Below are 24592 nucleotides of genomic sequence, written 5' to 3' on the forward strand. Positions count from 1 at the left end.
GCGCGCTTCGCGCCCGCCTCAGTCCTTGTCGTTCTCGAGCTGGAAGATCTGCGAGCCTTCGCCGCTCGAGATGAGGCCGGTCTTGTTGTAGAGGCCGAGCTTGGCGCGGGTGTCGGCGATATCGAGGTTGCGCATGGTCAGCTGGCCGATGCGGTCGGCCGGCGTGAAGGCGGCGTCCTCGACCTTCTCCATGCTGAGCCGCTCCGGCGCATAGGTCAGGTTCGGGCTCTCGGTGTTCAGGATCGAGTAGTCATTGCCGCGGCGCAGCTCGAGCGTCACCTCGCCGGAGACGGCACGCGCCACCCAGCGCTGCGCGGTCTCGCGCAGCATCAGCGCCTGCGAATCGAACCAGCGGCCCTGATACAGCAGGCGGCCGAGCCGCATGCCGCTGATGCGGTACTGCTCGATCGTATCCTCATTGTGGATGCCGGTGACCAGTCGCTCATAGGCGATGTGCAAGAGCGCCATGCCCGGCGCCTCGTAGATGCCGCGGCTCTTGGCTTCGATGATGCGGTTCTCGATCTGATCGCTCATGCCGAGGCCGTGGCGCCCGCCGATCGCATTGGCCTCCAGGAACAGCGCGACCGGATCGGCGAACGTCTTGCCGTTCAGCGCAACCGGCTGGCCTTCCTCGAACCGCACCACGACCTTCTCGGCCTTGACATCGCAGTCGGCGCGCCAGAACGGCACGCCCATGATCGGGTTGACGATGGTGATGCCGCTCGCAAGGCTCTCGAGATCCTTGGCCTCATGCGTCGCACCGAGCAAATTGCTGTCGGTCGAATAGGCCTTCTCCGCGCTCATCTTGTAGGCGAAGCCCTGCGCGGTCATGAATGCCGACATCTCGGCGCGGCCGCCGAGCTCGTCGATGAACTGCTGGTCGAGCCACGGCTTGTAGATCCGCAGCGACGGATTGGTCAGCAGGCCATAGCGGTAGAAGCGCTCGATGTCGTTGCCCTTGAAGGTCGAGCCGTCGCCCCAGATGTTGACGCCGTCCTCCTGCATCGCCGCGACCAGCATGGTGCCGGTGACCGCGCGGCCGAGCGGCGTGGTGTTGAAATAGGTGATGCCGCCGGTCGAGATGTGGAACGCGCCGGACTGGATCGCGGCGATGCCCTCATGGACCAGCTGGGTGCGGCAATCGACCAGGCGGGCCTTCTCGGCGCCGAAATCCATCGCCTTGCGCGGGATCGCGTCGTAGTCGGCCTCGTCGGGCTGGCCGAGATTGGCGGTATAGGCAAAGACCTTGGCGCCCTTCAGCTTCATCCAGAGCAGCGCCGCTGACGTATCGAGCCCGCCCGAGAACGCGATGCCGACTTTTTCGCCAGTGGGCAGGCTTTTCAGAATCGTACTCATGGGACGGTCCAATCGGTCGCAATGGATGAGGTTTGACGAGGCCGAATATCAAATTTCCGAAGGCGGGGCACCCCTTTAATCGGGCCCCATATCAAGCCTCGGGCTGGCTGGACTGCGCCCGTCCACCCCGGCGCCAGCGCTGCACCCACCGGTAGCCGGGCATCGCAAGCCGCGTCAGCGCGGCATCGACCTGGGCGTCGGTCAGCCGGGTCGCCGCCCAGCGGTAGATCAGGGCGTAAAACAGCCAGACCGTGAAGAACGACACCAGGCCGGCGATCGCGACGTCGGTAAAGAAGTGGCCGCCAAAGGCCATTCGAAGCCCGCTGGTGACAATGCCGAACACGGTCGCCCCGGCAAAGGCCAGCGGCCGCCACGCGGGCGGCGTCAGCGCCGCCGGCGCATAGGTCCAGAACGCGGTGGCGCCCTCGCCCGAGAAGAACGAGCAGTTGCGCGGGCAGCCGCCGCGCGGGTCCCACCACGGCATGAATTGCAGGTCGCCGCCGAACTGCGTCACGAACACCGGCCGCGGCCTGCCCCAATAGTTCTTGAAGGTGAAGTTGGTCAGCACGCCGGCCGACAGCAGCATCGTGGTGAGCAGGAACACCGCGGCGCGGCCGGACATCAGCATCGGCCGATCCGGCCGGATGAATTTCCAGACGATGGTCACGATCGCCGGCAGCACCAGCGCCCAGGCGATCCACATCGCCGCATCGCGCGCGAACTGCGCCACCGCGTCGAGCTTCACGGGAAAGGACTTTTCCGCGGCGTCGTAGAACAAAGCTGCCAGCTTCAGGTCGAGCTCGGGATAGAGCCCGAACAGGATGCCGACGATGAGCGCCAGCGCCAGCGCGATGAAAAGTCCGGTCCGGTTCATGGCGCGCGGTTTAGCCGAGGCGGGAGGGCATGAAAAGTGCGAGGACGTCGCTTACCCTCCCCTGGAGGGGGAGGGTCGGCTCGCGTTGAGCGGAGCGAAATGTGAGCCGGGGTGGGGTGATCTCTCCACACGGGCAGCGTTTGCGCGGGCAGACTGTCACCCCACCTCGGTTCGTATTGCGCTTCGCTTCATGCGAACCGATCCTCCCCCTCCAGGGGAGGATGAGATTGCCGATCACGGCCGCGGCGATTGCGACGGCAATGGCGGGGGCGGCGGCAAGGGGCGCGGCGGCTCGCGCCAGGCGCCGGCGCTGCGGCCGGCGATCAGCCAGTAGACCAGCCCGGCGACGATGCCGGCGCCGGTCATGATCTCCATGTGCCGGCGCACGATGCCGTGGAACTGCATCGTATTGGGGTCGAACGGGATCAGGCCGAGATAGCAGACAGCGCCGACGATCGCGCCGCCGACCGCATAGGCCAGCACGCTCCTGATGAAAAAGGCCTCGGTGATCAGCACCACGATCAGCGCCGGCAGCAGCGCAAAGCCTGATATGAAGATGAAGCCGAAGCCGAGCACGATGTTGACCGCGCTCTGGTCGATCTGCCCGCCGAAATCAGAGATCTCGGGATACAGCACCGCGACGACCACGATGATGCCCGCAACGAAGCAGGCCATCAGGAAGCCGAATGCGATAACGAACAGGCGGCCGATCAGGGCCATGCTACGGGCTCCCCGTCATTGCGAGCGGAGCGAAGCAATCCATCTCTCAGCTTGCGGAGGCATGGATTGCTTCGTCGCTTCGCTCCTCGCAATGACGGATTGCATGGAGAGTGGCACTTCTCAATCCGTCATCGCCATCGCGCGCAGCGCCTGGCGCTCGCGGGCCGAGAGCTTTTCGGTCTCCGACTTGAGCTGGCCGCAGGCGGCGAGGATGTCGCGGCCGCGCGGCGTGCGCACCGGCGAGGAATAGCCGGCGTTGAAGATGTATTCGGAGAACTTTTCGATCTGCTCCCAGTCCGAGCACTCGTAGGCCGTGCCCGGCCACGGATTGAACGGGATCAGGTTGATCTTCGCCGGAATGCCCTTGAGCAGCTTCACCAAGAGCTTGGCGTCCTCGAGCGAATCGTTGACGCCCTTGAGCATCACATACTCGAAGGTGATGCGCCGCGCATTGGAGGCGCCGGGATAATCGCGGCAGGCCTGCAGCAGCTCCTTGATCGGATATTTGCGGTTCAGCGGCACCAGCTCGTTGCGCAATTCGTCGCGCACCGCATGCAGCGAGATCGCGAGCATCACGCCGATCTCGTCGCCGGTGCGCTGGATGTTCGGCACCACGCCCGAGGTCGACAGCGTGATGCGGCGGCGGGAAATGCCGATGCCCTCATTGTCGCCGACGATCAACAGCGCGTCGCGCACCGCGTCGAAATTGTACAACGGCTCGCCCATCCCCATCATCACGATGTTGGTGACGCGCCGCGTGCCGTCCTCGCGATCGGCCCAGTCGTTGAGCCGGTCGCGCGCCACCATCACCTGGCCGACGATCTCGCCGGCGGTGAGGTTGCGCACCAGCCGCTGCGTACCGGTGTGGCAGAATGAGCAGTTCAGCGTGCAGCCGACCTGCGAGGAGACACACAGCGTGCCGCGATCGGTCTCCGGGATGTAGACGCACTCGACCTCGTGCGCCCGCTCGACCTTGTCGCCGCTCGGCAGCCGCAGCAGCCATTTGCGGGTGCCGTCATTGGAGATCTGCTCGGCGACCACTTCGGGACGGTCGACGGTAAAATGCTTCTCGAGCTCGGCGCGCATGTCCTTCGAGACGTTGGTCATCTCGGCAAAGCTCTTGGCGCCGCGGAAATACATCCAGTTCCAGAGCTGCTGGGTGCGCATCTTGCGCTGGCCGGCCTGCACCCCGATTTCGCCCAGGCGATCTGATATCTCGGCGCGCGACAGCCCGATCAGCGACGGCTTGGCCGGCGGCACATAGGTCTCGAGCGGAACCTTTTCGACCAGCGTATTGGCGCCGGTCGCGGCATGGGTGGTCTGGGTGTCGGTCATGAAACCTCAAATAGGCCTTCCAGCCGGTGCTGGAAAGCCACCAAATACCTCGAATTTACGTCACTCAGGCGATCTTGACGTTCTAGCGCCGGCAGTCCTGGCCCAGCCGGTCGAGCGCCTGCGCCAGGCCCTTTAGCGAGAAAGTATCCGTCGTCTCGGTGCCTTTCGCCGAGACGGCCTTTACCGTCAGCTCGGCCGATTTGCGCATGGCTTCCACCATCCGCTCCTCCTCGGCAGCATTCTTGATCCAGAGGCCGTCGCCCTGGGTGTACATCGCATAGGTACCGCCGCCGACCTGGAGCGTCGATTCCGAGCCCGGCTTCACGGTATAGCCGATCATGATCGAGACTTCGTTGACGACCTTCTCCGCCGGACGGGTGGAGATGAAGGCATAAGCCGGATCACGCGGCCGATTGGCCGGATTGGTCTTCGACGACGCCGGCTTGGCGAGCGCAAAGCACACCTTCTTGCCGTTGGGCGATGCCGTGTACGCGCCCCAGGTGCCGAATTGGCCGATCAGCGTCGGCTCCGCGCCGCCGGCCGCAGCCGCGGCGGCCGAAGGCGCCGGCTTGGCCGCTTCCTTTTTGGGCGCAGCCTGCGTCGGTGCAAGGGAGATGATCCCGCACAGGACACAAGCCGCCAGTGATGTCAGAATCTGCTGCACGGCCAACTGGTTCCCCCATCATTGTGACTGCAAGATGGCCCGGCGATTCCCCCTCCGCCGGCCCGGATGGATAACCGGGAAACGCCTTTTTGGGAAGGCAGTTAGGCCGAAAGACGAACACCAATCATGGCCGCATCACGCATCATGACTCGATGATCGCTTGCTAGGCTTTGGCACGCGCGGCACGCTGGCTCTCCCACTGCGCATCGGTCCATTGCAGCAGGTCCTCGGCACCGGAACTGCGCAAGTGCGAGCCGCCATCCTGCACCACCATCTCGCCGTTGATGTAGCCGGCCTGATCGGAGATCAGGAAGGTCGCGAGATCAGCGAGTTCGGAATGTTCGCCGGCGCGGCCGAGCGGATTGCGATGCGACCAGGTCTCGCCGCGCCCTTCGGGACGCAACTGTCCGGTCGCGCCTGCGGTCGGGAACGCGCCGGGCGCGATCGCGACAGTGCGGATGCCCTTCGGTCCCCATTCCACGGCAAGGCTCTTGGTCATCGCCAGCACCGCGGTCTTGGCCATCGAGGACGGCACGGTGAAGGCGCGGCCGGTGATGGTCGAGGTCGACAGGATCGAGAGCACCACGCCCTTGTGCTTGCCTTCGATCCAGCGGCGGCCGGCGGCGAGCGTGCAGTACATCGTGCCATGCAGTGTCGGCGCGAGGATCGCGTCCGCCGCACGGAATGACAAATGTTCGCTCTGCGCAATAAAGGTTGCGGCAGCATTGTTGACGAGTACGTCGATCGGCGCGTCCTGCCAGACCTGATCCATCATCGCCTCGACCGCCGCGCCGTCGCGGATATCGCAGCGCGCGGTGGAGACCTTGGCGCCGAGCTCGCTGCGGAATTTCGCGGCGGTTTCCTCCAGCAGGCCCTCGCGTCGCCCGCAGATGATCAGTTCGGCGCCGAGTTCGGCGAAGCGGCGGCCCATCGCCGCGCCAAGACCGGAGCCACCGCCGGTGATCAGGATGCGTTTTTTCGCTAGCAGGCCTTTTTCAAACATAGTTTGATCCCTCCGCTTTGTATTGTCGCTCCGCCGCAAATCCGGCATGAAGCTTGTAGTCCAAGATCTTGCAGCTCTTTCTGCGTCCGAAACTCAGGTGTGTCCATGAAAGCCATCCTCTGCTCGCAATACTGTCAACCCGACGATCTCGTGCTGGCTGACGTGCCCGATCCGGTGGCGGGTCCCGGCGAAGCCGTGATCGCGATCAAGGCGGCGGCGCTGAATTTCTTCGACATCCTGATGATCCAGGGCAAATACCAGATCAAGCCGCCGTTCCCGTTCTCGCCGGCCGCAGAAGTCGCCGGTGTGATCGAAAGCGTCGGCGCCGGCGTCACCGATCTGAAGGTCGGCGATCGCGTCGTCGCGTCATGCGGCCACAACGGCGCGCGCGACAAGATCGCGCTCCCTGCGAATTCGATCGTGAAGATTCCCGACAATCTCGATTACGACCGCGCCGCCGGCATCATCATCATCTACGGCACCGCGCTGCATGCACTGGAAGATCGCGCGAGCCCGAAGCCGGGCGAGACGCTCGCGGTGCTCGGCGCTGCCGGCGGCACCGGCCTTGCCGCGTGCGAACTCGGTAAGCTGATGGGGCTGAAGGTGATCGCCTGCGCGTCGTCGGACGAGAAGCTCGCTTTCGCCAAGCAGCACGGCGCCGAGCTGACGCTGAATTATGCCAAGGAAGATCTCAAGGAAGGGCTGCGCAGGCTGACGGACGGCAAGGGCGCCGACATCGTGTTCGATCCGGTCGGCGGCTCCTACGCCGAGGCCGCGCTGCGCTCGACCGCATGGGAAGGCCGCTTCCTGGTGATCGGCTTTGCCGCCGGCGACATTCCGAAAATTCCGCTCAACCTCGCGCTGCTGAAGGGCTGCGATATCAGAGGTGTGTTCTGGGGTGCGTGGGCGCGGCAGAATCCGGACAAGAACCGCAAGAACCTCGAGAAGCTCGTGCAGTGGACCGCGGAAGGCAAGATCTCCTCGCATGTCGACCGCACCTTCCCGCTGTCGCAGACCGCGGAAGCCCTCAAGGTGCTCGCCGGCCGCAAGGCGATGGGCAAGGTGATCCTGCATCCGGGCAGCTGAGCTACCGCGACGCTCACTTTCCTTAACCTCCCCTTGAAAAGGGGAGGTCGCTTTGCTCGCCAGAGCGAAGCGGGTGGGGTCTGGTCTCTCCGCATAGAGCATCGTCCGCGGCTGACCCCATCCCGACCTTCTCCCTTTCAGGGGAAAGAAGGGAGGCCTGTAGCCCGGATGGAGCGCAGCGAAATCCGGGACGATCCATCAATCGCGCGAGACTGCCCCGGATTGCGCTGCGCTCCATCCGGGCTACGACGCTACGCTGCCAACGCCGACGCCGGTTTCAACGTGGAGAAAGTTCGCGTTTACCGTGCGACCATATTTCGTTGAATTAGGCACTTCTGCCGCAATCCAAGCACAACAAATCCAAATTCGCGCCGCTCTGGGCCGTTTTTTGGGCCCAATCGCCATGCGATCTTCGGTCCGGGCGCTCGGGGACCCCAATAATCAATAACAACCAGACACCAGAGATGCCCATCGTTGCATTGAGTAGCGGGGAAGCATCAAATGGTGGACAAATCAACGCGGCCGCAATCTGGCGAGCCGCCGAGCAGCGCGGTCAGCGCAGACATCAACGATCCCGGATTTTCCGTTTATCGCTACAGGCGATCGCGTCATCGCGATCCGGACATTGGCGCGGACGAGCCCGTTCCGCTGTTCCTGTCAAATCCGGCAAACGAGGCTAATCCGGCGAACCAAACCGACTTCGAAGCCCAACCGGACCGGCCGGTCGGGATTTCGAGAGCTGCGCGGATCGGCATCAGCCTTGGTGCGGCGACCGCGCTCGCGGCGGTCGTCGCGCTGTTGTTCGTCGGCAGCGCGCGCGAAGCGATCCTGAGCGCCAAGGCCGCACTGATCGCCGTTTCGCCGGTCGAGGCCCGCGCAGAGATCACGGAGGCGGTTCGCCGCGTGACCACGAAGGTTGCGGAGGTGACGGAGGTCGCGGATCCGACCGAGGAATCGAGCGCCATCGCAAGCCCGCCGTCGCGCGAGCGGATCGCAGCAGCCTATCAGGAAGCGATCAAGGGCCAGGTCGTGGCGCGAGAAGCGCCGGCGGTTGCGCCGATCGAGCCACCGCCGCCGCCGGCACCGCCCGCGCGACGCCTCGATCCGGATGACGTTGCGGCGCTTCTCAAGCGGGCCAACGGCCTGCTTGCGATCGGCGACATCTTATCGGCGCGGCTACTGCTCGAGCGGGCCGCGGACGCGCAGGATGCGGATGCAGCGCTGCTGCTGGCGCGCACCTACGATCCCGACGTACTCGGGGCATTGGACAAGCGCAGCATCACGCCTGATCCGGAGATGGCACGCCACTGGTATCGCAAGGCTGCCGGCCTCGGCTCGCAGCCCGCGCAGCAGCGTCTCGCGCAGATCCAGAATTAAGCTCATTCAGAGGGGCACATGCGACGTTTGTTTGGATTGTTCTTATTCACTACGATGATGATTTGCAGCCCCGCGGCACGAGCTGAGCAGACCGAACTAGACCCCGCCAAGGTCAGCGACAGCCTGAAGGCGATCTTCCAGTTCGGCTCCGCAAAGACCAAGCAGAGCCTGAACGCCAATACGGTCACGCTGATCTCGGGCACGATCGGCGGCACTTATGTTCAGTTCGGCGCCGACCTCGCCTCCGTGCTCGACGACGGCAACAAGCTGCGCATCCTGCCGATTGTCGGGCGAGGATCGGTACAGAGCGTCGCCGACATCCTGTTTCTGCAGGGCGTCGATCTCGGCATCGTTCGATCCGATACGCTGGACTATCTCGAGCGGAAGGGCTTTGCGAAGGACATCAAGAAGCAGTTCACCTATGTGACCAAGCTCTACAACGAAGAGATGCATGTGATCGCGTCGAAATCGATCCACAATCTCAGGGAGCTCGAAGGCAAGACCGTCAGTGTCGACCTTCCCAACGGCGGCACCTTCGTGACCGCATTGACCGTGTTCGAGCGGCTCGGGATGAAGCCGAAGGTCGTCTATATCGAGCAGCGCATCGCGCTGGAGAAGCTGAAGGCCGGTGAGATCGATGCCGTGATCGTATGCGGCGGCAAACCCTACAAGTCCGTGAGCGGCTTCAAGGACGATCGGTTTCACCTGGTGACCGTCGACTACGACAAGCCTTTGCAGGGCGACTATCTGCCCGCGAGCCTGTCGGCCAAGGACTACCCGAACCTGATTTCGGGCGAAGAGCGCGTCGACACCATCGCCGTTCCTGCCGTGCTCGCGGCCTACAATTGGGGGGCCAACACCGAGCGCTACCAGAAGCTCGCCACGTTCGTGGATGCATTCTTCACGAAGTTTCCGACATTCCAGAATCCTCCGTTCCATCCGAAGTGGCGGGAGGTCTCGCTGTCGGCGCCGCTGCAGGGTTGGCAGCGCCTGCCGGTGGCCCAGCAATGGCTGGACCGCCACGGCGTTGAAGCCGTCACCCGCAGCCGCTTCGACGAATTCCTCAAGCAGGCACCGGCCGCCGCCAAGCTCCAAACCGATGCCGACAAGGAGACGCTATTCAAGCAATTCAAGGTGTGGGAAGCCGAGAAAGCCCGCGCGCAAATGCGCGGCGGCGACAAGCGGTAGCTCGCGCAACGCGTCGGGTCACAATGTCGGCAAGCGCACCGCGCTCACGCCTCCGCAGGCACCCCGCGCTTCAGCGCGGCGCGTGCGGCTTCGCGATGCTCAGGGGTGATGTGGCTTGCCACCATGCGGATCGCGGTGGCGAGCACCGCCGCGTCATCGGTGAAGCCGAGCACCGGCAGCATGTCCGGGATGAAGTCGAACGGCAGGATGAAATAGGCGATGGCGCCGAGCAGCGCCGCCTGCACATGGCGCGGCGTCTGCCGGTCGAAGGCGCAGTAAAAGGCGGCCAGCAGGTCCTCGGCGACCGGCAGGCGCCCGACCACCTTCTTGAACTTGATCCAGAAGCGGCGGCGCACGCTTTCCGGGTCCTGCGCCAGCCGGTCGGCAGGCCCAAATCCCACACCGGTGTCGCTCGATGCCATCACAGGGTTCCTCGACGCCGCGACAGTTCGGCGGCGGACAAAGCGAATCTGGGGATGTCGGCCAACCGGCGCAAGGCTGCGGACAGCCGGCTCAATTGACCCCAAGCTGCCTTGCGATCGTGTTCATGGCCTTGGCGAGGTCGATATCGCGCTTGGTCACCCCGCCGACATCGTGGGTCGCGAGCACGACCTCGACCGTCTTGTAGACGTTCTTCCACTCGGGGTGATGGTCGCTCTTTTCGGCAACCAAAGCGGCGCGCGCCATGAAGCCGAAGGCCTCGTTGAAGTCCTTGAACACGAAGGTCTTTGCAATCGCCTCGCGCCCGGCGAGCTCCGACCAGCCGGCCAGTTCCCAAAGCGCGGCCTTCCTTGCTTCCGCTGACAGCCTTTCGACCATGGTAACCCTCCACTTTGGCGCCCACTCTAGCCTAACCGCCGGCCTCAAGGATGGGATCCAAGCCGAAAATAAGGCCGAAACCGCGTCCTATCGCCGCTGGTAACCATGACGCAGATGTAACATCTGTCCGTTCAGTAATTTGCTACAAATAGGCAATGTATGCGCGTCGGTAGTTTTGCGAGATTGAGCCCAGACGATTGTTTGCGAGATCGATGATCCAAGATCGATGACAGACGGTTCCGCCAACGTATCGCCCAAGCCACTGCGCTCCGCAAAGCGGCGGCTGATGTTCGTTTTGATCGCGGGCGCGCTCGCCATCGTCGGCGCGATGGCCGCCGGCTACTATTTCGCGGTGCGCCCGGTGACGCTGCGGATCGCAGTCGGGCCCGCCAACAGCGACGACCTCAAGGTCGTGCAGGCGCTGGCGCAGGCCTTCAACAACCAGCAGCATACCCAGGTCAAACTCCGCCCGGTGCAGACCGACGGCGCCACCGCCAGCGCGCAGACCTTGGCCGACGGCAAGGCCGATCTCGCCATCATCCGCGGCGACCTCGAAGTGCCGAAGAATGCGCAGGCGGTCGCGACCCTGCGCAAGAATGTCGTGGTGATGTGGGTTCCGCCCGCCAAGGGCAAGGTGCGGAAGTCCGCCAAGATCACCAAGATCGCGCAGCTTGCCGGCCGCAAGATCGGCGTCGTCGGCCGCACGCCCGCCAATGTCAATTTGCTGAAGCTGATCCTGACGCAATACGGCGTCGACCCGATGAAGGTCGAGATCGTCCAGTTCCCGGCCAATGAGGCGCCGGAGGCCATCAAGAACCTCAAGGCCGACGCCTATCTCGCCGTTGGTCCCGCCAACAGCAAGATCACGATCGATGCGATCACGGCGTCGACCAAGGACGGCGGCGAGCCCACCTTCCTTGCGATCGACGCTTCGGAAGCGATTGCGCAGAACCATCCGGCCTATGAGGCCGCCGAAATCCCCGCCGGCTCGCTCGGCTCGGCCGACCGGCCCGACGATGAGGTGAAGACGATCAGCTTCTCCCATCACATCGTCGCACGAAAGGGCCTGTCGGACTCGACGGTCGCGGCCTTCACCCGGCAATTGTTCGCGATCCGCCAATCGCTCAAGAACGATTTCCCGCTCGCCGCCAAGATCGAGACGCCCGACACCGACAAGGACGCCACCATCCCGGTGCATCCGGGCGCCGCCGCCTTCGTCGATGGCGAAGAGAAGACCTTCCTCGACCGCTACAGCGACTACATCTGGTGGAGCCTGATGGCGTTCTCGGCGATGGGCTCGGCCGGTGCATGGTTCGCCGGCTATCTCAAGCAGGACGAGCGCAACACCAACACCTCACAGCGCGACCGGCTGCTGGAGATGCTGAAATCCGCGCGGCAGAGCGATTCGACCGAAGAGCTCGACCAGATGCAGGCGGAGGCCGACGACATCCTGCGCCACACGCTGGACTGCTTCGAGCACGGCGCCATCGAGGAAGGCACGCTGACCGCGTTCAACATCGCGCTCGAGCAGTTCCACAACGCCGTCGCCGACCGCAAGGCGCTGCTGCTGAGCATGCCGCAGAATTTGCAGCGGACCGCGAGCCAGTTCAGGGCGGCGGGCACGGCGTAGCCGTCAATCCCTCTCCATCCGCGGACTCCCTTCGCCTCTCCCGCTTGCGAATGGCTTGCTCCGTTTTCTCATCCGAAAACCTGTGAGGGAGTCACCGGCGGCAGGGTTCCCTCCCCCCTTGCGGGGGAGGGTTAGGGAGAGGGGTACCACACGACGTGGTCTCTCAGAATGCAGTTCGGCAACGAATGACTGAGCGGCGAAGGCACTGTTCTGCACGATCATCTCGCCCGGGGCTTACCCCTCTCCCCACCCTCCCCCGCAAGGGGGGGAGGGAGCCTGACGTGCGCGCTCCCCTTACGGACGCAACCCGGATCAATTGCGATCTTCGCGCAAGCTGACCATCGCCGCGCCCTCACGCCGCCCTGTAATCTCTCCGTCATGGAATTTTCTTAGGTCTTGGCAGGCGTGCGGCGCATTGTCGCTGTGACCTGAGGAGGCTCCCCATGACGATCCGGTTCTCGCGAAATCTCACCCGCCGACGCTTCCTTTCCACGGCAGCGGCAACCGGCGCCGGCGTGATCGCGATGCCTTATCTGTCGCGTGCGGCCGATCGTCCTGTCATCACCCATGGCGTGCAGTCCGGCGATGTCGGCGTCGACGGCGGCGTGGTGTGGGCGCGTGCGGACCGGCCGTCGCAGATGATGGTCGAGGTCGCGACCACGGAGTCGTTCAAGGACGCCCATACGCTGCCGCCGATCGCGGCGCTGCCGGAGAGCGACTTCACCGCCAAGATGCTGCTGGAGAACCTGCCGTCCGGTCGGGACATCTTCTATCGCGTCCGCTTCCGCGACCTCGCCCATATCGACGTCGTCGGCGAGCCCGTGGTCGGCCGCTTCCGCACCGCGCCGAGCGACCGCCGCGACGTCTCCTTCGTGTGGGGCGGCGACGTCGCCGGCCAGGGCTGGGGCATCAACCCCGACGACGGCGGCATGATCACCTTCGCCGCGATGAAGAAGCACGCCCCGGATTTCTTCCTGCATTCGGGCGACACCATCTATGCCGACGGCGTGATCACCGCCGAGCAGAAGCAGCCCGACGGCAAGATCTGGAAGAACATCACGATCCCCGAGAAGGCCAAGGTCGCCGAGACCCTCGACGAATACCGCGCCGCGCACAAATACAATTTCCTCGACAGCAATCTGCGCGCCTTCAATGCCGAGGTGCCGATCTTCGTGCAGTGGGACGACCACGAGGTGACCAACAACTGGTCGCTGTCGAAGCAGCTGCCGGCGGCCTACAAGGAGCGCGACATCAACGTGCTCGCCGCGCGCGCGGCAAAAGCCTTCCACGAGATGTATCCGATGCGCGAGAGCATCGTCGAGCCGGGTCGGGTCTATCGCACGCTGAGCTACGGTCCGCATCTCGACGTGTTCATGCTCGACGAGCGCAGCTATCGCGGGCCGAACGGGCCGAACCTGCAGGAAACCTACGGCCCCGACGCCTATTTCATCGGGCCGGACCAGATGGCCTGGCTGAAGCGCGCGCTGCTCAACTCGCGCGCCACCTGGAAGGTGATCGCCTCCGACATGCCGCTGTCGCTGATCGTCTATGATGATGCGGCCAACAAGAAGGGCTCGGAAGCGTTTGCGCAGGGCGACGGCCCGGCGCGCGGCCGCGAGCTCGAGATCGCCGACATCCTGCGCTTCATCAAGACCGCGGGGATCGCCAACACGGTGTGGCTGACCGCCGACGTGCACTACGCGGCTGCGCACTATTACAACCCGAACAAGGCCCAGTTCCAGGAGTTCGATCCGTTCTGGGAATTCGTCTCCGGCCCGCTGCATGCCGGCACGTTCGGTCCGAACGAGCTCGACAACACGTTTGGTCCCGAGGTGAAGTTCGTCAAGGCGCCGGGCGAGGCCAGCCAGAACCTGCCGCCGTCGGCCGGCATGCAGTTCTTCGGCCACGTCAAGATCGACGGCAAGAGCGGCCAGATGACGGTGAGCCTGCGCGACCGCGTCGATGCCGAATTGTGGGCGATCACGCTCGATCCGAAGCCGGTGTAATCGCCACGGCGGCGGAACCAGACGCCCTGTCCTCGACAGCCCTCGCCCAAAGCGGGGACGCCGCGGATGACGGGGGATAGACGCGACCTGCCTCTTCCGGTACCGATATCGGAGCCGTTATGCTGGGGGCCCGGAGGGGCGGAGCATGAGGCGCTGCGAATTCTTTCGCGTGCTCGGTGGCATCGTCGCGAGGTTTCGACCTCGCCGCTTGATTGTTGTCGCGATCGCCGTGTTCGCGCTGCTGCCGATCGAAATCAGCTATGCCGGCTGGCTACCTGATCTCTTCAAGACCTCATCCAAGCAAGCCAAATCGCCAAAACGCGCGAAGTCGGCAAGGCAGGCGACAAGGCCGGCCAAATCGGCAAGGAAATCGGCAAGACACCGCGCGCCGGCAAAGCCCAGTGCCACGCGGCTTGCAGCGCTCGGCCCGATCGCCCTGCCACCTTCCGCTCCCAAGTCCGCCACAGCGACATGCGATCCCGCCACATTCCGGATCGTGCTGGATGTCGGACACACCGCCGAGTCGGAAGGCGCGATCAGCGCGCGCAACGTCGCCGAATTCACCTTCAATTTGCGCCTTGCGCGGCTGGTCGAAGAGAGGCTGAAGGCCGAAGGCTTTGCCGAGACCAGGCTGCTGCTGACCGAAGGCAAGGCGCGACCCAGCCTGTTCAGGCGGGTCGCCAACGCCAACAATCTGCACGCGGATCTCTTGCTGTCGATCCACCACGATTCCGTGCCCAACAAGATGCTCGAGGACTGGGAATTCGAGGGCAAGAAAAGCCACTTCAGCGACCGCTTCAGCGGCTACTCGGTGTTCGTCTCCCGGGAGAATCCGGACTTCAGGACGAGCCTGCGGTTCGCCGAGCTGGTCGCGAAGGAATTGAAGTCTGGGGGGTTGCGCTATGCCGAGCAATACAGCCAGCCCATCATGGGCAGCAACCAGCACCCGCTGCTGAACAAGGAGACCGGCGTCTACAGCTATGACGAGCTGATCGTGCTTCGCAAGACCGCGATGCCCGCCGTGCTGCTGGAGGCCGGCTCGATCATCAACCGGGACGAAGAACTTGCAATGGACTCGCCCGAGCGCCGCAACATCATCGCCGGCGGCGTCGCGTCTGCCGTGAAGGAGTTCTGCGATCCGCGCTGGGCGCTGGTCGGCCCGCCCTGAGGGCCGAGCGATCAGTTTCTGCCGACTCAGCCCGGCTTGCCCGCCTTGATCTCGTCGAACTTGGCGAGCGCCTGCTCGAACTTGGCGTTGAACAGCCACATGGCATCGAGAATCTCACGGAAGGTTGCAGACGTCCGAGCCCGGTCGGCCCGACCGAAAGCGAAGACGCTGTTGTTTCGCAGATATCCCATGATCCGGGGATCGGAGATCCTATAACCTGTGAGATTGCCCGACCGGAGCGCAGCCCTGGTCGGCGTTGGAATGATCTGGATCAGCTCGAACAGTTTCATCTGATCGATCGGATTGGGCAGGGCTTTTGCGATCGCCGGGACCTGCGGGAAAATCTCCGCATGCGCATTCATCAGCGCGTCTCGCACCGCAGTCCAGTGATTGTACCTGTGATCGAGGTTGCCGGCCCGTGCCTCTTCCCTGTCGTCGCGGCGGTTCAGTGCGGGATCGACGGCCGCGATCGATCCCTTGATGGCGGCCCATTTGCTCCGACCGTTGCGATCCTCCGACGGCCCGGTCTGCAGGCTCCCCTTATAGGTGTTCGACCGCGCGTTTCCCGCATTCTGCTTGCCGTTGGTCTCGGCAAAGAACAGGCCGAGGCTGATCCGGCCTGCGAGGGCGGCGTCAGCGGCATCAAGCCCCTTGGCGCGCGCGATCGCGGTCGCCAGATCGACCACGTCCTTGAATGGCGTGTCGGAGCTTTGCGCGCTGGCGGGCGGCGCCTCCATGATGTCGAAGAGCGCCCTGTACTCATCGAGCAGCGGCTCATTGGCGGCGTCGAAATAGGCTGGAGGGATACCGAGCCGGTTGGGCCGTCCAATCCTGGACGGAAGCGCATCGGTGAGATCCTTGTAAGCGCTCATCATCTCGACACGGGCAAGGTAGAGCGCCTGACCCGGCAGGTTGGGCAGCGGCTGATTGGCATCGATCTGTGCGCGGCGCTGGCGCAGGATCGATTTGAGATTCTCCAGCGCAGTGTCGTAGGTCTTGAGCGCAGCCGATTGCTCGCGCGTCAGCGCGGCTGGCTCGGCGATGGCTGGCGACACCAAACAACCGATGACGCCCGGGGCCAGCGACAGCAGCCCGAGAGATAGCGCTGCCGCAGTGGCAGAATTCCTGATCGCCATGACGGCTTCCCGATGCGTCGCCGAATCCGACGGACCGGATGGTAGACGACGAACGCGCCGGCGGCGAGGCGTCAGTGTTCGTTTCGCAGCGCGGCTTCGAGCGCCTCGCTCGAGCACGGCTTGGTCAGCCGGGGCTTGCCGGCGAGCGATTCCGGCAGCCTGATATCGGCGCCATAACCCGTGACGAACGCAAACCGCACCTTCAGCGCATCGAGCCGCTCGGCGATCGCGAACGTCTTCTCGCCCCTGACGAGGCCGACATCGAGCAGCGCGAAGTCAGGTGCGCGTTCTGCGATCAGTTCGAGCGCGCGGGCGACGTTCGCCGCGGTACGCACCGTGCGCGCGCCAAAGCCGAGGATGGTGTCCTCGAAATACAGCGAGATGATCGGATCGTCCTCGACGACCAGGACGTCACCGGGCATGCCGGCATTGGATGCGGATTCCATGGCTCGGTGTCCATTTCTTCGATGATGGATGAGAGACCGGATCAGCCCGGCCGGATGGCCCGCGACCGGCGCCTGAGAGCACGCCGGCTGTTCCCGACATGAAACCCATCACATCGCGAGCTACCGCGTCTGTTCACTAGTGAACATAAAAGCTGGAACTTTTTAATTATGGTCCGCGTTGGGTTTTCAGGATTTTCCAATGATTGCCAATCGGACCGATTTGGCCGGGACGAGCGACCGGCCATTCAACAATCTCCTGCGCCGGCTGAATGCCGCCGATTACGAGCTGATCGCGCCGCACCTTGCGCTGGTCGAGGCTGACGCCGGCGATCTGCTCTACAACCCCGGCGACGACGTCCAGACCGTGCACTTCCCGTGCGGACCGAGCCTTGCGTCCTACATGGTGCCCAACGAGGACGGGCGCGACGTCGAGACCATCCTGGTCGGCCGCGAAGGCGCGGTCGGCGGCATCGTCAGCCAGGGATTCCTGCCGGCGTATACGCGCATCACCGTCAAGTTCAGCGGCCCGTTCGTGCGGCTGCCGATCAGCAGGCTCGACGCCGCCAAGCTGAAATCGATCTCGGTCCGCAACATCTTCGCGCGCTATGCCGACTGCATGCTGGCGCAGATCTTCCAGTCGACCGCCTGCAACGCGATCCACTCGATCGAGCAACGCGCCGCGAAATGGATCATCTCGGCGATGGAGCGCACCAACGGCAACGGCGTGGTGCCGCTCACGCATGAGCAGCTCTCGACCTTGCTCGGCGTCGGCCGCAGCTACACCAGCCGGGTGATCCAGAACTTCAAGGCCGAGGGCGTGCTGGAGACGCGTCGCGGCGCGATCGTGATCCGCGATTCGGACAAGCTCAAGCAGCGCTCCTGCCTGTGCAACGACGCGGTCAAGGATCATTTCGAGGAAGTGCTGCGCGGGGTGTATCCGAGCGAGGACAATCCGGCGAACTGAGCGGCGCGGCTCAAGCCGCGAATTCGCTTCGTCGTTTTGTAGCTCGTCGTGCCCGGGCTTGTCCCGGGCATCCACGTCTTGGTTTCGCGGTGAAGGAAGACGTGGATGGCCGGGACAAGCCCGGCCATGACGGTGCCAGCGGAAAGAGCATCGCGACTATCGCGCCACGCGAAATCCGCGCTACACTCGCCTCATGAGTGGGGCAGAACTTCACGCCGTCTTCGACGTCGCAGCATGGGGCGCGGCCGCAATCGCGATGTGGTGGCTGTCGCGCCGGCGCGGGCTGCAATTCCCCCGGCAATCCTTCGAGCTGCCCTACATCGCCGCGCTGGTATTCGGGGCCGGCATCGGCGCCTACATCTTCGGCACGCTGAACCTGTGGTTCTCCGGCATGTCCGGCATCGCCCGCTCGGTCGAGGGCGCGCTGGCCGGCGGCATCGTCGCGATCGAGCTCTACAAATGGCTGCATGGCATTTCGCTGCGAACGGGTGCGCGGTTCGCGCTGCCGCTCGCGATCGGCGTCGCGGTCGGCCGGCTCGGCTGCTATTTCGCAGGCCTCGAGGATTTCACCTATGGCACGCCGACCACGCTGCCCTGGGGCCATGATTTCGGCGACGGCGTGCTGCGCCACCCGGTGCAGCTCTATGAAAGCCTGGCGATGGCGGGGTTCGCCGTCTTCTATGTCCGGGCCGTATTGAACCGCAATGCCGCAATCATCACCAATGGATTCTACCTCGTGCTGTTCTACTACGGCCTGCAGCGCTTCCTCTGGGAGTTCATCAAGCCCTACGGCGCGCTGATCGGCCCGTTCTCGCTGTTTCACCTGCTGTCGCTGTTTGTCATGGTCTATGCCGCCGTCATGCTGGCGACGGCGCCAAATGTGAGTTTGAAGCATGAACGCGCCGCTGCGTAAGTCACGCCCTTACATCTTCTGGGGCCAGACCCAGTCGCTTTGCGAAACCTGCCTCGCCCTGGTGCCGACCAAGATCCAGATATCAGGCAACGAGGTCTGGTACGAGAAGCGCTGCAAGCAGCACGGCGTGCAGTCGACGCTGGTCTCGACCGATTCGGCCTATTGGCGGCTGTGCAAGGATTTCATCAAGCCCGGCGACCGGCCGCTCGCCTTCCAGCGCCACACCGAATTCGGCTGTCCCTATGATTGCGGGCTGTGCCCGGATCACGAGCAGCACTCCTGCCTGGCGCTGATCGAGATCACCGAGCACTGCAACCTGACCTGCCCGGTGTGCTTTGCGGACTCCTCGCCGGCGCGCACCAGTTTCACGCCGCTGGCCAAGATCGAAAAGATGCTCGACGCGCTGGTGGCGAGCGAGGGCGAGCCCGATCTGGTGCAGATCTCCGGCGGCGAGCCGACGCTGCATCCGGACTTCTTCGCCATCCTTGATGCGGTGCGCGCCCGCCCGATCCGCCATGTCATGATCAACACCAACGGCCTCAGGATCGCGCGCGAGCCCGACTTCGTGGCGAAGCTCGCCGAGAACAAGCGTGGGCTGGAAGTCTACCTGCAGTTCGATTCGCTGAAGCGCGAGGCGCTGGTCAATCTGCGCGGCGCGGATCTGCGCAAGATCCGCCAGCAGGCGCTGGAGAATCTCGAGCGCGAGGGCGTCTCGACCACGCTGGTCGCGACCATCAAGCGCGGCGTCAACGACGCCGAGATCGGCGACATCGTCCGCCATGCGCTGACCTGGAAGTGCGTGCGCGGCGTCACGCTGCAGCCGGTGCAGGACGCCGGCCGCAACGAAGATTTCAACAAGGACACCGACCGCATCATGCTGTCGGAGATCCGAAGGCGGGTGATCGAGACCGGGGTGTTCGGCGACAAGGACATGATCCCGCTGCCGTGCAATCCCGAAAGCATCTCGATCGGCTACGGCCTGCGCAACGGCGAGAAAGTGCTGCCGCTGACTTCGCTGATCCCGCAGGAGCAGCTCGTCGCCGTGATGCCCAACACGATCAGCCCGGAGAAATATCCGGTATTGCGGGAAAAGTTCGTCGATCTGTTCTCGCTGTCGTCGGGGCCGCTGAACACAAGCGAGCGCGTCTGCGAATTGCTGTGCTGCCTGCCGAGCTTCGAGGTGCCGGAGGGTCTGACCTACGAGAACATATTTCGTGTCACCATCGTGCAGTTTCTCGATCGGTTCAATTTCTGCGTCGGCAACGTCAAGCGCAGCTGCATCCACTTCGTCACCGAGAGCGGCGCGATCATCCCGTTCGACACCTACAATCTGTTCTACCGCAATGGGCTGATCGACGGCATCCGCGCCGCGCTGGCCGGGCAGGCTTATCGGGAGGCACGGCAGAGCGAGGATGTGCCGCGATGAGCGAGACCGGCGCGCCCCCTTCGCTTCCGCCCCGCCCTCCGGAGCAGCGCAGCGGCTGCGTGACGGCGCTGATGATCATCGCCGGCATCATCCTGTTGTTGCCCGGCCTTTGCTCGCTATTCTTCGTTTTTGCCGGCATCGCCAACACCAGCAACACGGCCGACCTTCAGTTCGTCGGCGGCTGCTTGTTTGTGGCGTGCTTCGGCGTGGCCCTGATCTGGTGGGCCATCCGCAGGCCCGCGTCCTAGGGAGGCCAGCATCGCGAGCCCACTGGTGAACCGACAGCCATGAGCGAGACAAATCCCCCTCCGGTGCCGCCCGCGCCAGCGCAGCCGCCCGACGTCCCTCCACCGCTCCCGCCTCAGCGCGGCGGCTGCGCCACCGCGTTCATGGTGCTGTTCGGGCTGATCCTGCTGCTGCCCGGGCTCTGCGCCCTGCTGTTCGGGTTCGGCGTCCTGAGCGAGTCGAAAACCGATCCCTCCATTCTCTTCCTGATCCTGCTCGGGCTCGCGGTCTGCTTTGCCGGCGTGATGCTGATCCGCGCCGCGATCAAGGGAAGCTAGGTCCACCCATGAGCAATACCGACCCGGCCCCTTTGAGGCCGCTGGAACCGCGGCAGCGCAATGGCTGCCTGACCGCCTTCATGCTTGGCGTGGGGGTGATCCTGCTGATCCCGGGCGTCCTGTGCGTCATCGTCAGCGTCGCGATGGGACCGGGCGCCAACGTCAATCCCATCACCATCATCGTGATCTGCCTGGCTTTCGGCGGGTTGGCGTTGATCGTTCAGGCGCTTTCCCGGAAGTGACCCCGGATTCGACCGGCAAAAGCCCCTCAAAACCGGCTTCCGGGGCGAAAATCGGGCACTTAAACGGCCAATAAACCGTTGTTTTTTGACGTTTTCTGACTATATTGCGCCGCAACGCGCGAGGTGCCCGGTCCTCTGACCGGGCTTCCTTTTTGGGGTGATGCGTCCCCGTCAAATTTCTTGGGTATGAGCGTGATCCGGGCCCCGATTGGGCCACGCGAGCGAGCGGCCGGCCGAACTGGTCCGGCGAGATCGCGCATCTGACCATTGCACGACCAGAAGAAGAGCCATGAACCTTCGCAACGTCGCCATCATCGCCCACGTCGACCACGGCAAGACCACGCTCGTCGACCGCCTGCTGCAGCAATCCGGCACCTTCCGTGAGAACCAGAAGGTCACCGAACGCGCCATGGACTCCAACGATCTGGAGCGCGAGCGCGGCATCACCATTCTGGCCAAGGCCGCCTCGGTGCAGTGGAAGGACATCCGCGTCAACATCGTCGACACCCCCGGCCACGCCGATTTCGGCGGTGAGGTCGAGCGCATCCTCAACATGGTGGACGGCGCTCTGGTGCTGGTCGACGCCGCCGAGGGTCCGCTGCCGCAGACCAAGTTCGTGGTGTCGAAGGCGCTCAAGATCGGTCTGAAGCCGATCGTCGTGATCAACAAGGTCGACCGCCCCGACGCGCGCCCGACCGAAGTCATCAACGAGGTGTTCGACCTGTTCGCGGCGCTCGACGCCAGCGAGGAGCAGCTCGACTTCCCGATCCTGTACGGGTCGGCCAAGCAGGGCTGGATGGCGGAGAGCCCGGAAGGTCCCAAGGACCTCGGCATGCAGCCGCTGTTCGACCTGATCGTGCGCCATGTCGAGCCGCCGAAGGTCGAGCAAGGTCCGTTCCGGATGATCGGCACCATTCTCGAGGCCAACCCCTATCTCGGCCGCATCATCACCGGCCGCATCTCCTCCGGTTCGATCAAGCCGAACCAGCAGGTCAAGGTGCTGGGTGCCGACGGCAAGCTGATCGAGAGCGGCCGACTGACCAAGATCCTCGCCTTCCGCGGCCTCGAGCGCACCCCGCTCGACGAGGCCGAGGCCGGTGACATCGTCGCGATCGCGGGCCTCACCAAGGGCACCGTCGCCGATACCTTCTGCGATCCCTCGGTCGAGACGCCGCTGCCGGCGCAGCCGATCGATCCGCCGACGGTGTCGATGTCGTTCATCGTCAACAACTCGCCGCTCGCCGGCACCGAAGGCGACAAGGTCACCTCGCGCATGATCCGCGACCGCCTGATGCGCGAGGCCGAGGGCAATGTCGCGCTGCGCGTCGTCGAGGCCGCCGACAAGGACTCGATGGAAGTCTCCGGCCGCGGCGAATTGCAGCTCGCGATCCTGATCGAGACCATGCGCCGCGAGGGCTTTGAGCTCTCGGTGTCGCGCCCGCGCGTCGTGTTGCAGAAGGACGAGGCGACCGGCGGCTGGCAGGAGCCGATCGAAGAGGTCGTGATCGACGTCGACGAGGAGCATTCCGGCGTCGTCGTGCAGAAGATGAGCGAGCGCAAGGCCGAGATGATCGAGATGCGGCCGTCCGGCGGCAACCGCCTGCGGCTGGTGTTCTACGCGCCGACCCGCGGCCTGATCGGCTACCAGGGCGAACTGCTGACCGACACCCGCGGCACCGCGATCATGAACCGCATCTTCCACGGCTATGCCGCCTACAAGGGCGAGATCCAGGGCCGCCGCAACGGCGTCCTGATCTCCAACGACCAGGGCGAGGCGGTGGCCTATGCGATGTTCAAGCTGGAAGACCGCGGCCCGATGATGATCGAGCCGGGCTGGAAGGTCTACAAGGGCATGATCGTCGGCGAGCACACCCGCGACAATGACCTCGAGATCAACGTGCTGAAGGGCAAGCAGCTCACCAACATCCGCACCACCTCGAAGGACGAAGCGGTGCGCCTGACGCCGCCGATCCGGATGACGCTGGAAAAGGCACTCGCCTATATCGAAGACGACGAGCTCGTCGAGGTGACGCCGAAGTCGATCCGGCTGCGCAAGAAGCATCTCGACCCGAACGACCGCAAGCGCGCCGAAAAGGCCAAGGAAGCCGTCGCGTAAGCCTCATCTGTCGTGCCCCGGCTTGCCGCCTTCGCTAAAGCTTCGGCGCGCCCGGACATCTAGGCCTCGTCGAAGCCTTGGCGTAGACGGGACCGGGGCACCCAGTACGCCGCGGCCCATCGGCTCAATCACAGCTGTCTCTGGAATACTGGATCGCCCGCTTTCGCGGGCGATGACAGTCATGCATGAGGCGGCTTCAGGCCCGGCGGCGGACGTGCTAGAGCCGGGACATGAGTTCCTTTCCCTCCACGGTCGATGTTGCCATCATCGGCGCCGGCGCCGCAGGCCTCGGCGCCGCGCATGCGCTGAAGGGCTCCGGCCTTTCCACCATTGTGCTGGAAGCCCGCGACCGCCTCGGCGGCCGCGCGCACACGATCCAGGCTGCGCCCGACGTGGTGTTCGACGTCGGCTGCGGCTGGCTGCATTCGGCCGACCAGAACAGCTTTGTCGGCATCGCCCGGCAGCTTGGCTTCGAACTCAACAAGGACCTGCCGCCGTGGCGCGAGCGCGCCTACGGCGAGGCGTTCCCGCAGACCGACCGCGACGAGTTCACGGTTGCGCTCGACGAATTCTACGATCGCATCGAAAAGGCCGCGGAGCATGACAAGGACTACCCGGCCAACCTGTACCTCGAGCCCGGCAACCGCTGGAACCCGATGATCGATGCGATCTCGACCTATGTGAACGGCTGCGAGCTCGATCAGGTCTCGATCCTCGATGTCGATGCCTATGAGGACACCGAGGTCAATTGGCGGGTGCGGCGCGGCTATGGTGCGCTGATCGCAGCCTATGGCGCGCAGGTGCCGGTCGCGCTGAGCTGCGAGGTCAGGCTGATCGATCATTCCGGCACGCGCGTCCGCATCGAGACCTCGCGCGGCGTGCTCGAGGCGGACAAGGTGATCGTCACCGTGCCGACCAATCTGATCGCTGACGAGGCGATCCGCTTCTCGCCAGCGCTGCCGGACAAGCTCGATGCCGCGCGCGGCCTGCCGCTCGGCCTCGCCGACAAGGTGACGCTGGCACTCGCCGAACCCGACGCACTGCCGAAGGAAGGCAATCTGCGCGGCGCCACCATGCGCACCGAGATGGGCACCTACCACATCCGCCCGTTCGGCCAGCCCTGCATCGAGGGCTTCTTCGGCGGACGTTTTGCGCAACAGCTCGAAGACGCCGGCGACGGCGCCATCGCCGCCCACAGCATCGACGAGATCGTCTCCTTCCTCGGCAACGATTTCCGCCGCAAGCTCAAGCCGCTCAGCGAATCCCGCTGGGCCCACGACCCGTTCGCCCGCGGCTCCTACTCGCACGCGCTGCCCGGCCAAGCCGGCAAGCGCGCCGTGCTGGCTGCGCCAGTCGACGGCCGGCTGTTCTTCGCCGGCGAAGCGACGTCGCCGCGCTTTTTCTCGACCGCGCATGGCGCGCGGGACAGCGGCGAGAGGGCGGCGAAGGAAGTGGTGACTGCATCGCGGAAGTAGCCACACCGTCATTGCGAGCGGAGCGAAGCAATCCATTTCGCCGCTTGCGGAGACATGGATTGCTTCGTCGCTTCTCGCAATGACG

General features: G+C 64.5%; 24 protein-coding genes. 14 read left to right on the top strand and 10 right to left on the bottom strand.

What is annotated here, in order from left to right:
- Positions 1 to 18: 18 nt before the first annotated feature.
- The 6 genes from argG to BI327_RS22820 all read right to left on the bottom strand — a co-directional run bounded on the left by argG (position 19) and on the right by BI327_RS22820 (position 5952).
- Positions 19 to 1356: an argininosuccinate synthase gene (argG, locus tag BI327_RS22795; RefSeq protein ID WP_076863260.1), complete on the bottom strand. Its 1338-nt coding sequence runs from the start codon at positions 1354 to 1356 to the stop codon at positions 19 to 21.
- Between the two features lie 91 nt (positions 1357 to 1447).
- Positions 1448 to 2230: a phosphatase PAP2 family protein gene (locus BI327_RS22800; protein WP_076863262.1), complete on the bottom strand. Its 783-nt coding sequence runs from the start codon at positions 2228 to 2230 to the stop codon at positions 1448 to 1450.
- Positions 2231 to 2464: 234 nt separating this feature from the next.
- Positions 2465 to 2950 (bottom strand): hypothetical protein, encoded by a 486-nt coding sequence (locus BI327_RS22805; RefSeq protein ID WP_076863264.1) that lies wholly within the window; start codon positions 2948 to 2950, stop codon positions 2465 to 2467.
- Between the two features lie 120 nt (positions 2951 to 3070).
- Complete coding sequence (gene rlmN / locus BI327_RS22810; protein WP_076863266.1) at positions 3071 to 4285, bottom strand: 23S rRNA (adenine(2503)-C(2))-methyltransferase RlmN; 1215 nt, start codon at positions 4283 to 4285, stop codon at positions 3071 to 3073.
- A gap of 82 nt (positions 4286 to 4367) precedes the next feature.
- Positions 4368 to 4955: an invasion associated locus B family protein gene (locus BI327_RS22815; protein ID WP_076863268.1), complete on the bottom strand. Its 588-nt coding sequence runs from the start codon at positions 4953 to 4955 to the stop codon at positions 4368 to 4370.
- 157 nt (positions 4956 to 5112) lie between these two features.
- Positions 5113 to 5952 carry an SDR family oxidoreductase gene (locus BI327_RS22820; RefSeq protein ID WP_076863270.1) on the bottom strand — a complete coding sequence of 280 codons (840 nt, stop codon included), beginning with the start codon at positions 5950 to 5952 and terminating at the stop codon, positions 5113 to 5115.
- 105 nt (positions 5953 to 6057) lie between these two features.
- On the opposite strand from BI327_RS22820, the gene BI327_RS22825 reads away from it, so the two are divergent.
- From BI327_RS22825 to BI327_RS22835, 3 genes are all read left to right on the top strand, one after another.
- Complete coding sequence (locus BI327_RS22825) at positions 6058 to 7038, top strand: NADPH:quinone oxidoreductase family protein (RefSeq protein ID WP_076863272.1); 981 nt, start codon at positions 6058 to 6060, stop codon at positions 7036 to 7038.
- Positions 7039 to 7539: 501 nt separating this feature from the next.
- Entirely contained in the window at positions 7540 to 8415 is an 876-nt protein-coding gene (locus BI327_RS22830) for a hypothetical protein (RefSeq protein ID WP_076863274.1), read from the top strand.
- Between the two features lie 18 nt (positions 8416 to 8433).
- Positions 8434 to 9603 carry a TAXI family TRAP transporter solute-binding subunit gene (locus BI327_RS22835; protein ID WP_076863275.1) on the top strand — a complete coding sequence of 390 codons (1170 nt, stop codon included), beginning with the start codon at positions 8434 to 8436 and terminating at the stop codon, positions 9601 to 9603.
- Positions 9604 to 9647: 44 nt separating this feature from the next.
- On the opposite strand, the gene BI327_RS22840 is transcribed toward BI327_RS22835, so the two are convergent.
- A complete protein-coding gene (locus BI327_RS22840) occupies positions 9648 to 10025 on the bottom strand; it encodes a YkvA family protein (protein ID WP_076863277.1) in 378 nt (125 codons plus the stop codon).
- Between the two features lie 91 nt (positions 10026 to 10116).
- Positions 10117 to 10422 carry a 4a-hydroxytetrahydrobiopterin dehydratase gene (locus tag BI327_RS22845; RefSeq protein ID WP_076863279.1) on the bottom strand — a complete coding sequence of 102 codons (306 nt, stop codon included), beginning with the start codon at positions 10420 to 10422 and terminating at the stop codon, positions 10117 to 10119.
- Between the two features lie 226 nt (positions 10423 to 10648).
- On the opposite strand from BI327_RS22845, the gene BI327_RS22850 reads away from it, so the two are divergent.
- The 3 genes from BI327_RS22850 (at position 10649) to BI327_RS22860 (ending at position 15226) form a co-directional block, all read left to right on the top strand.
- Positions 10649 to 12052: a TAXI family TRAP transporter solute-binding subunit gene (locus tag BI327_RS22850; RefSeq protein ID WP_245334912.1), complete on the top strand. Its 1404-nt coding sequence runs from the start codon at positions 10649 to 10651 to the stop codon at positions 12050 to 12052.
- A gap of 443 nt (positions 12053 to 12495) precedes the next feature.
- Complete coding sequence (locus BI327_RS22855; protein ID WP_076863282.1) at positions 12496 to 14058, top strand: alkaline phosphatase D family protein; 1563 nt, start codon at positions 12496 to 12498, stop codon at positions 14056 to 14058.
- 145 nt (positions 14059 to 14203) lie between these two features.
- Positions 14204 to 15226 (top strand): N-acetylmuramoyl-L-alanine amidase family protein, encoded by a 1023-nt coding sequence (locus BI327_RS22860; protein ID WP_347337679.1) that lies wholly within the window; start codon positions 14204 to 14206, stop codon positions 15224 to 15226.
- 26 nt (positions 15227 to 15252) lie between these two features.
- Here the strand turns inward: BI327_RS22860 and BI327_RS22865 are convergent, their stop codons facing one another.
- Both BI327_RS22865 and BI327_RS22870 read right to left on the bottom strand, forming a co-directional pair.
- On the bottom strand, positions 15253 to 16362 hold the full coding sequence (locus tag BI327_RS22865; protein WP_076863284.1) for a hypothetical protein: 1110 nt from the start codon (positions 16360 to 16362) through the stop codon (positions 15253 to 15255).
- 71 nt (positions 16363 to 16433) lie between these two features.
- Positions 16434 to 16808 carry a response regulator gene (locus BI327_RS22870; protein WP_076863286.1) on the bottom strand — a complete coding sequence of 125 codons (375 nt, stop codon included), beginning with the start codon at positions 16806 to 16808 and terminating at the stop codon, positions 16434 to 16436.
- A 199-nt stretch (positions 16809 to 17007) separates the two neighbouring features.
- Between BI327_RS22870 and BI327_RS22875 the strand changes: the two genes are divergently transcribed.
- The 8 genes from BI327_RS22875 to BI327_RS22910 all read left to right on the top strand — a co-directional run bounded on the left by BI327_RS22875 (position 17008) and on the right by BI327_RS22910 (position 24507).
- On the top strand, positions 17008 to 17772 hold the full coding sequence (locus BI327_RS22875) for a Crp/Fnr family transcriptional regulator (RefSeq protein WP_076863288.1): 765 nt from the start codon (positions 17008 to 17010) through the stop codon (positions 17770 to 17772).
- Positions 17773 to 17965: 193 nt separating this feature from the next.
- Entirely contained in the window at positions 17966 to 18685 is a 720-nt protein-coding gene (locus BI327_RS22880; protein ID WP_076863291.1) for a prolipoprotein diacylglyceryl transferase, read from the top strand.
- Positions 18666 to 20111: a radical SAM protein gene (locus BI327_RS22885; protein ID WP_076863293.1), complete on the top strand. Its 1446-nt coding sequence runs from the start codon at positions 18666 to 18668 to the stop codon at positions 20109 to 20111. Before BI327_RS22880 ends, BI327_RS22885 begins: the two co-directional genes overlap by 20 nt.
- The gene (locus tag BI327_RS22890; RefSeq protein WP_076863295.1) at positions 20108 to 20359 is read left to right on the top strand and encodes a hypothetical protein; all 252 of its coding nucleotides are present in this window, start codon (positions 20108 to 20110) and stop codon (positions 20357 to 20359) included. Before BI327_RS22885 ends, BI327_RS22890 begins: the two co-directional genes overlap by 4 nt.
- Positions 20360 to 20398: 39 nt before the next feature.
- Positions 20399 to 20674 carry a hypothetical protein gene (locus BI327_RS22895; protein ID WP_076863298.1) on the top strand — a complete coding sequence of 92 codons (276 nt, stop codon included), beginning with the start codon at positions 20399 to 20401 and terminating at the stop codon, positions 20672 to 20674.
- Between the two features lie 8 nt (positions 20675 to 20682).
- Positions 20683 to 20916: a hypothetical protein gene (locus tag BI327_RS22900; RefSeq protein ID WP_076863300.1), complete on the top strand. Its 234-nt coding sequence runs from the start codon at positions 20683 to 20685 to the stop codon at positions 20914 to 20916.
- Between the two features lie 289 nt (positions 20917 to 21205).
- Positions 21206 to 23032, top strand: coding sequence for a translational GTPase TypA (gene typA / locus BI327_RS22905; protein ID WP_076863302.1), 1827 nt, complete (start codon positions 21206 to 21208; stop codon positions 23030 to 23032).
- Positions 23033 to 23262: 230 nt separating this feature from the next.
- Entirely contained in the window at positions 23263 to 24507 is a 1245-nt protein-coding gene (locus tag BI327_RS22910) for a flavin monoamine oxidase family protein (RefSeq protein ID WP_076863303.1), read from the top strand.
- Positions 24508 to 24592 lie beyond the last annotated feature (85 nt).

The sequence above is a fragment of the Bradyrhizobium mercantei genome (genome assembly GCF_001982635.1).
Taxonomy (GTDB): Bacteria; Pseudomonadota; Alphaproteobacteria; order Rhizobiales; family Xanthobacteraceae; genus Bradyrhizobium; species Bradyrhizobium mercantei.

Coding starts and splice junctions, on each gene's coding strand:
- BI327_RS22865 (WP_076863284.1), bottom strand. CDS start 16,362: ATGGCGATCAGGAATTCTGCCACTGCGGCAGCGCTATCTCTCGGGCTG.
- BI327_RS22900 (WP_076863300.1), top strand. CDS start 20,683: ATGAGCAATACCGACCCGGCCCCTTTGAGGCCGCTGGAACCGCGGCAG.
- BI327_RS22885 (WP_076863293.1), top strand. CDS start 18,666: ATGAACGCGCCGCTGCGTAAGTCACGCCCTTACATCTTCTGGGGCCAG.
- typA (WP_076863302.1), top strand. CDS start 21,206: ATGAACCTTCGCAACGTCGCCATCATCGCCCACGTCGACCACGGCAAG.
- rlmN (WP_076863266.1), bottom strand. CDS start 4,285: ATGACCGACACCCAGACCACCCATGCCGCGACCGGCGCCAATACGCTG.
- BI327_RS22805 (WP_076863264.1), bottom strand. CDS start 2,950: ATGGCCCTGATCGGCCGCCTGTTCGTTATCGCATTCGGCTTCCTGATG.
- BI327_RS22835 (WP_076863275.1), top strand. CDS start 8,434: ATGCGACGTTTGTTTGGATTGTTCTTATTCACTACGATGATGATTTGC.
- BI327_RS22845 (WP_076863279.1), bottom strand. CDS start 10,422: ATGGTCGAAAGGCTGTCAGCGGAAGCAAGGAAGGCCGCGCTTTGGGAA.
- BI327_RS22840 (WP_076863277.1), bottom strand. CDS start 10,025: ATGGCATCGAGCGACACCGGTGTGGGATTTGGGCCTGCCGACCGGCTG.
- BI327_RS22855 (WP_076863282.1), top strand. CDS start 12,496: ATGACGATCCGGTTCTCGCGAAATCTCACCCGCCGACGCTTCCTTTCC.
- BI327_RS22820 (WP_076863270.1), bottom strand. CDS start 5,952: ATGTTTGAAAAAGGCCTGCTAGCGAAAAAACGCATCCTGATCACCGGC.
- BI327_RS22800 (WP_076863262.1), bottom strand. CDS start 2,230: ATGAACCGGACCGGACTTTTCATCGCGCTGGCGCTGGCGCTCATCGTC.
- BI327_RS22910 (WP_076863303.1), top strand. CDS start 23,263: ATGAGTTCCTTTCCCTCCACGGTCGATGTTGCCATCATCGGCGCCGGC.
- BI327_RS22850 (WP_245334912.1), top strand. CDS start 10,649: ATGACAGACGGTTCCGCCAACGTATCGCCCAAGCCACTGCGCTCCGCA.
- BI327_RS22825 (WP_076863272.1), top strand. CDS start 6,058: ATGAAAGCCATCCTCTGCTCGCAATACTGTCAACCCGACGATCTCGTG.
- BI327_RS22895 (WP_076863298.1), top strand. CDS start 20,399: ATGAGCGAGACAAATCCCCCTCCGGTGCCGCCCGCGCCAGCGCAGCCG.
- argG (WP_076863260.1), bottom strand. CDS start 1,356: ATGAGTACGATTCTGAAAAGCCTGCCCACTGGCGAAAAAGTCGGCATC.
- BI327_RS22880 (WP_076863291.1), top strand. CDS start 17,966: ATGAGTGGGGCAGAACTTCACGCCGTCTTCGACGTCGCAGCATGGGGC.
- BI327_RS22875 (WP_076863288.1), top strand. CDS start 17,008: ATGATTGCCAATCGGACCGATTTGGCCGGGACGAGCGACCGGCCATTC.
- BI327_RS22830 (WP_076863274.1), top strand. CDS start 7,540: ATGGTGGACAAATCAACGCGGCCGCAATCTGGCGAGCCGCCGAGCAGC.
- BI327_RS22890 (WP_076863295.1), top strand. CDS start 20,108: ATGAGCGAGACCGGCGCGCCCCCTTCGCTTCCGCCCCGCCCTCCGGAG.
- BI327_RS22870 (WP_076863286.1), bottom strand. CDS start 16,808: ATGGAATCCGCATCCAATGCCGGCATGCCCGGTGACGTCCTGGTCGTC.
- BI327_RS22860 (WP_347337679.1), top strand. CDS start 14,204: ATGAGGCGCTGCGAATTCTTTCGCGTGCTCGGTGGCATCGTCGCGAGG.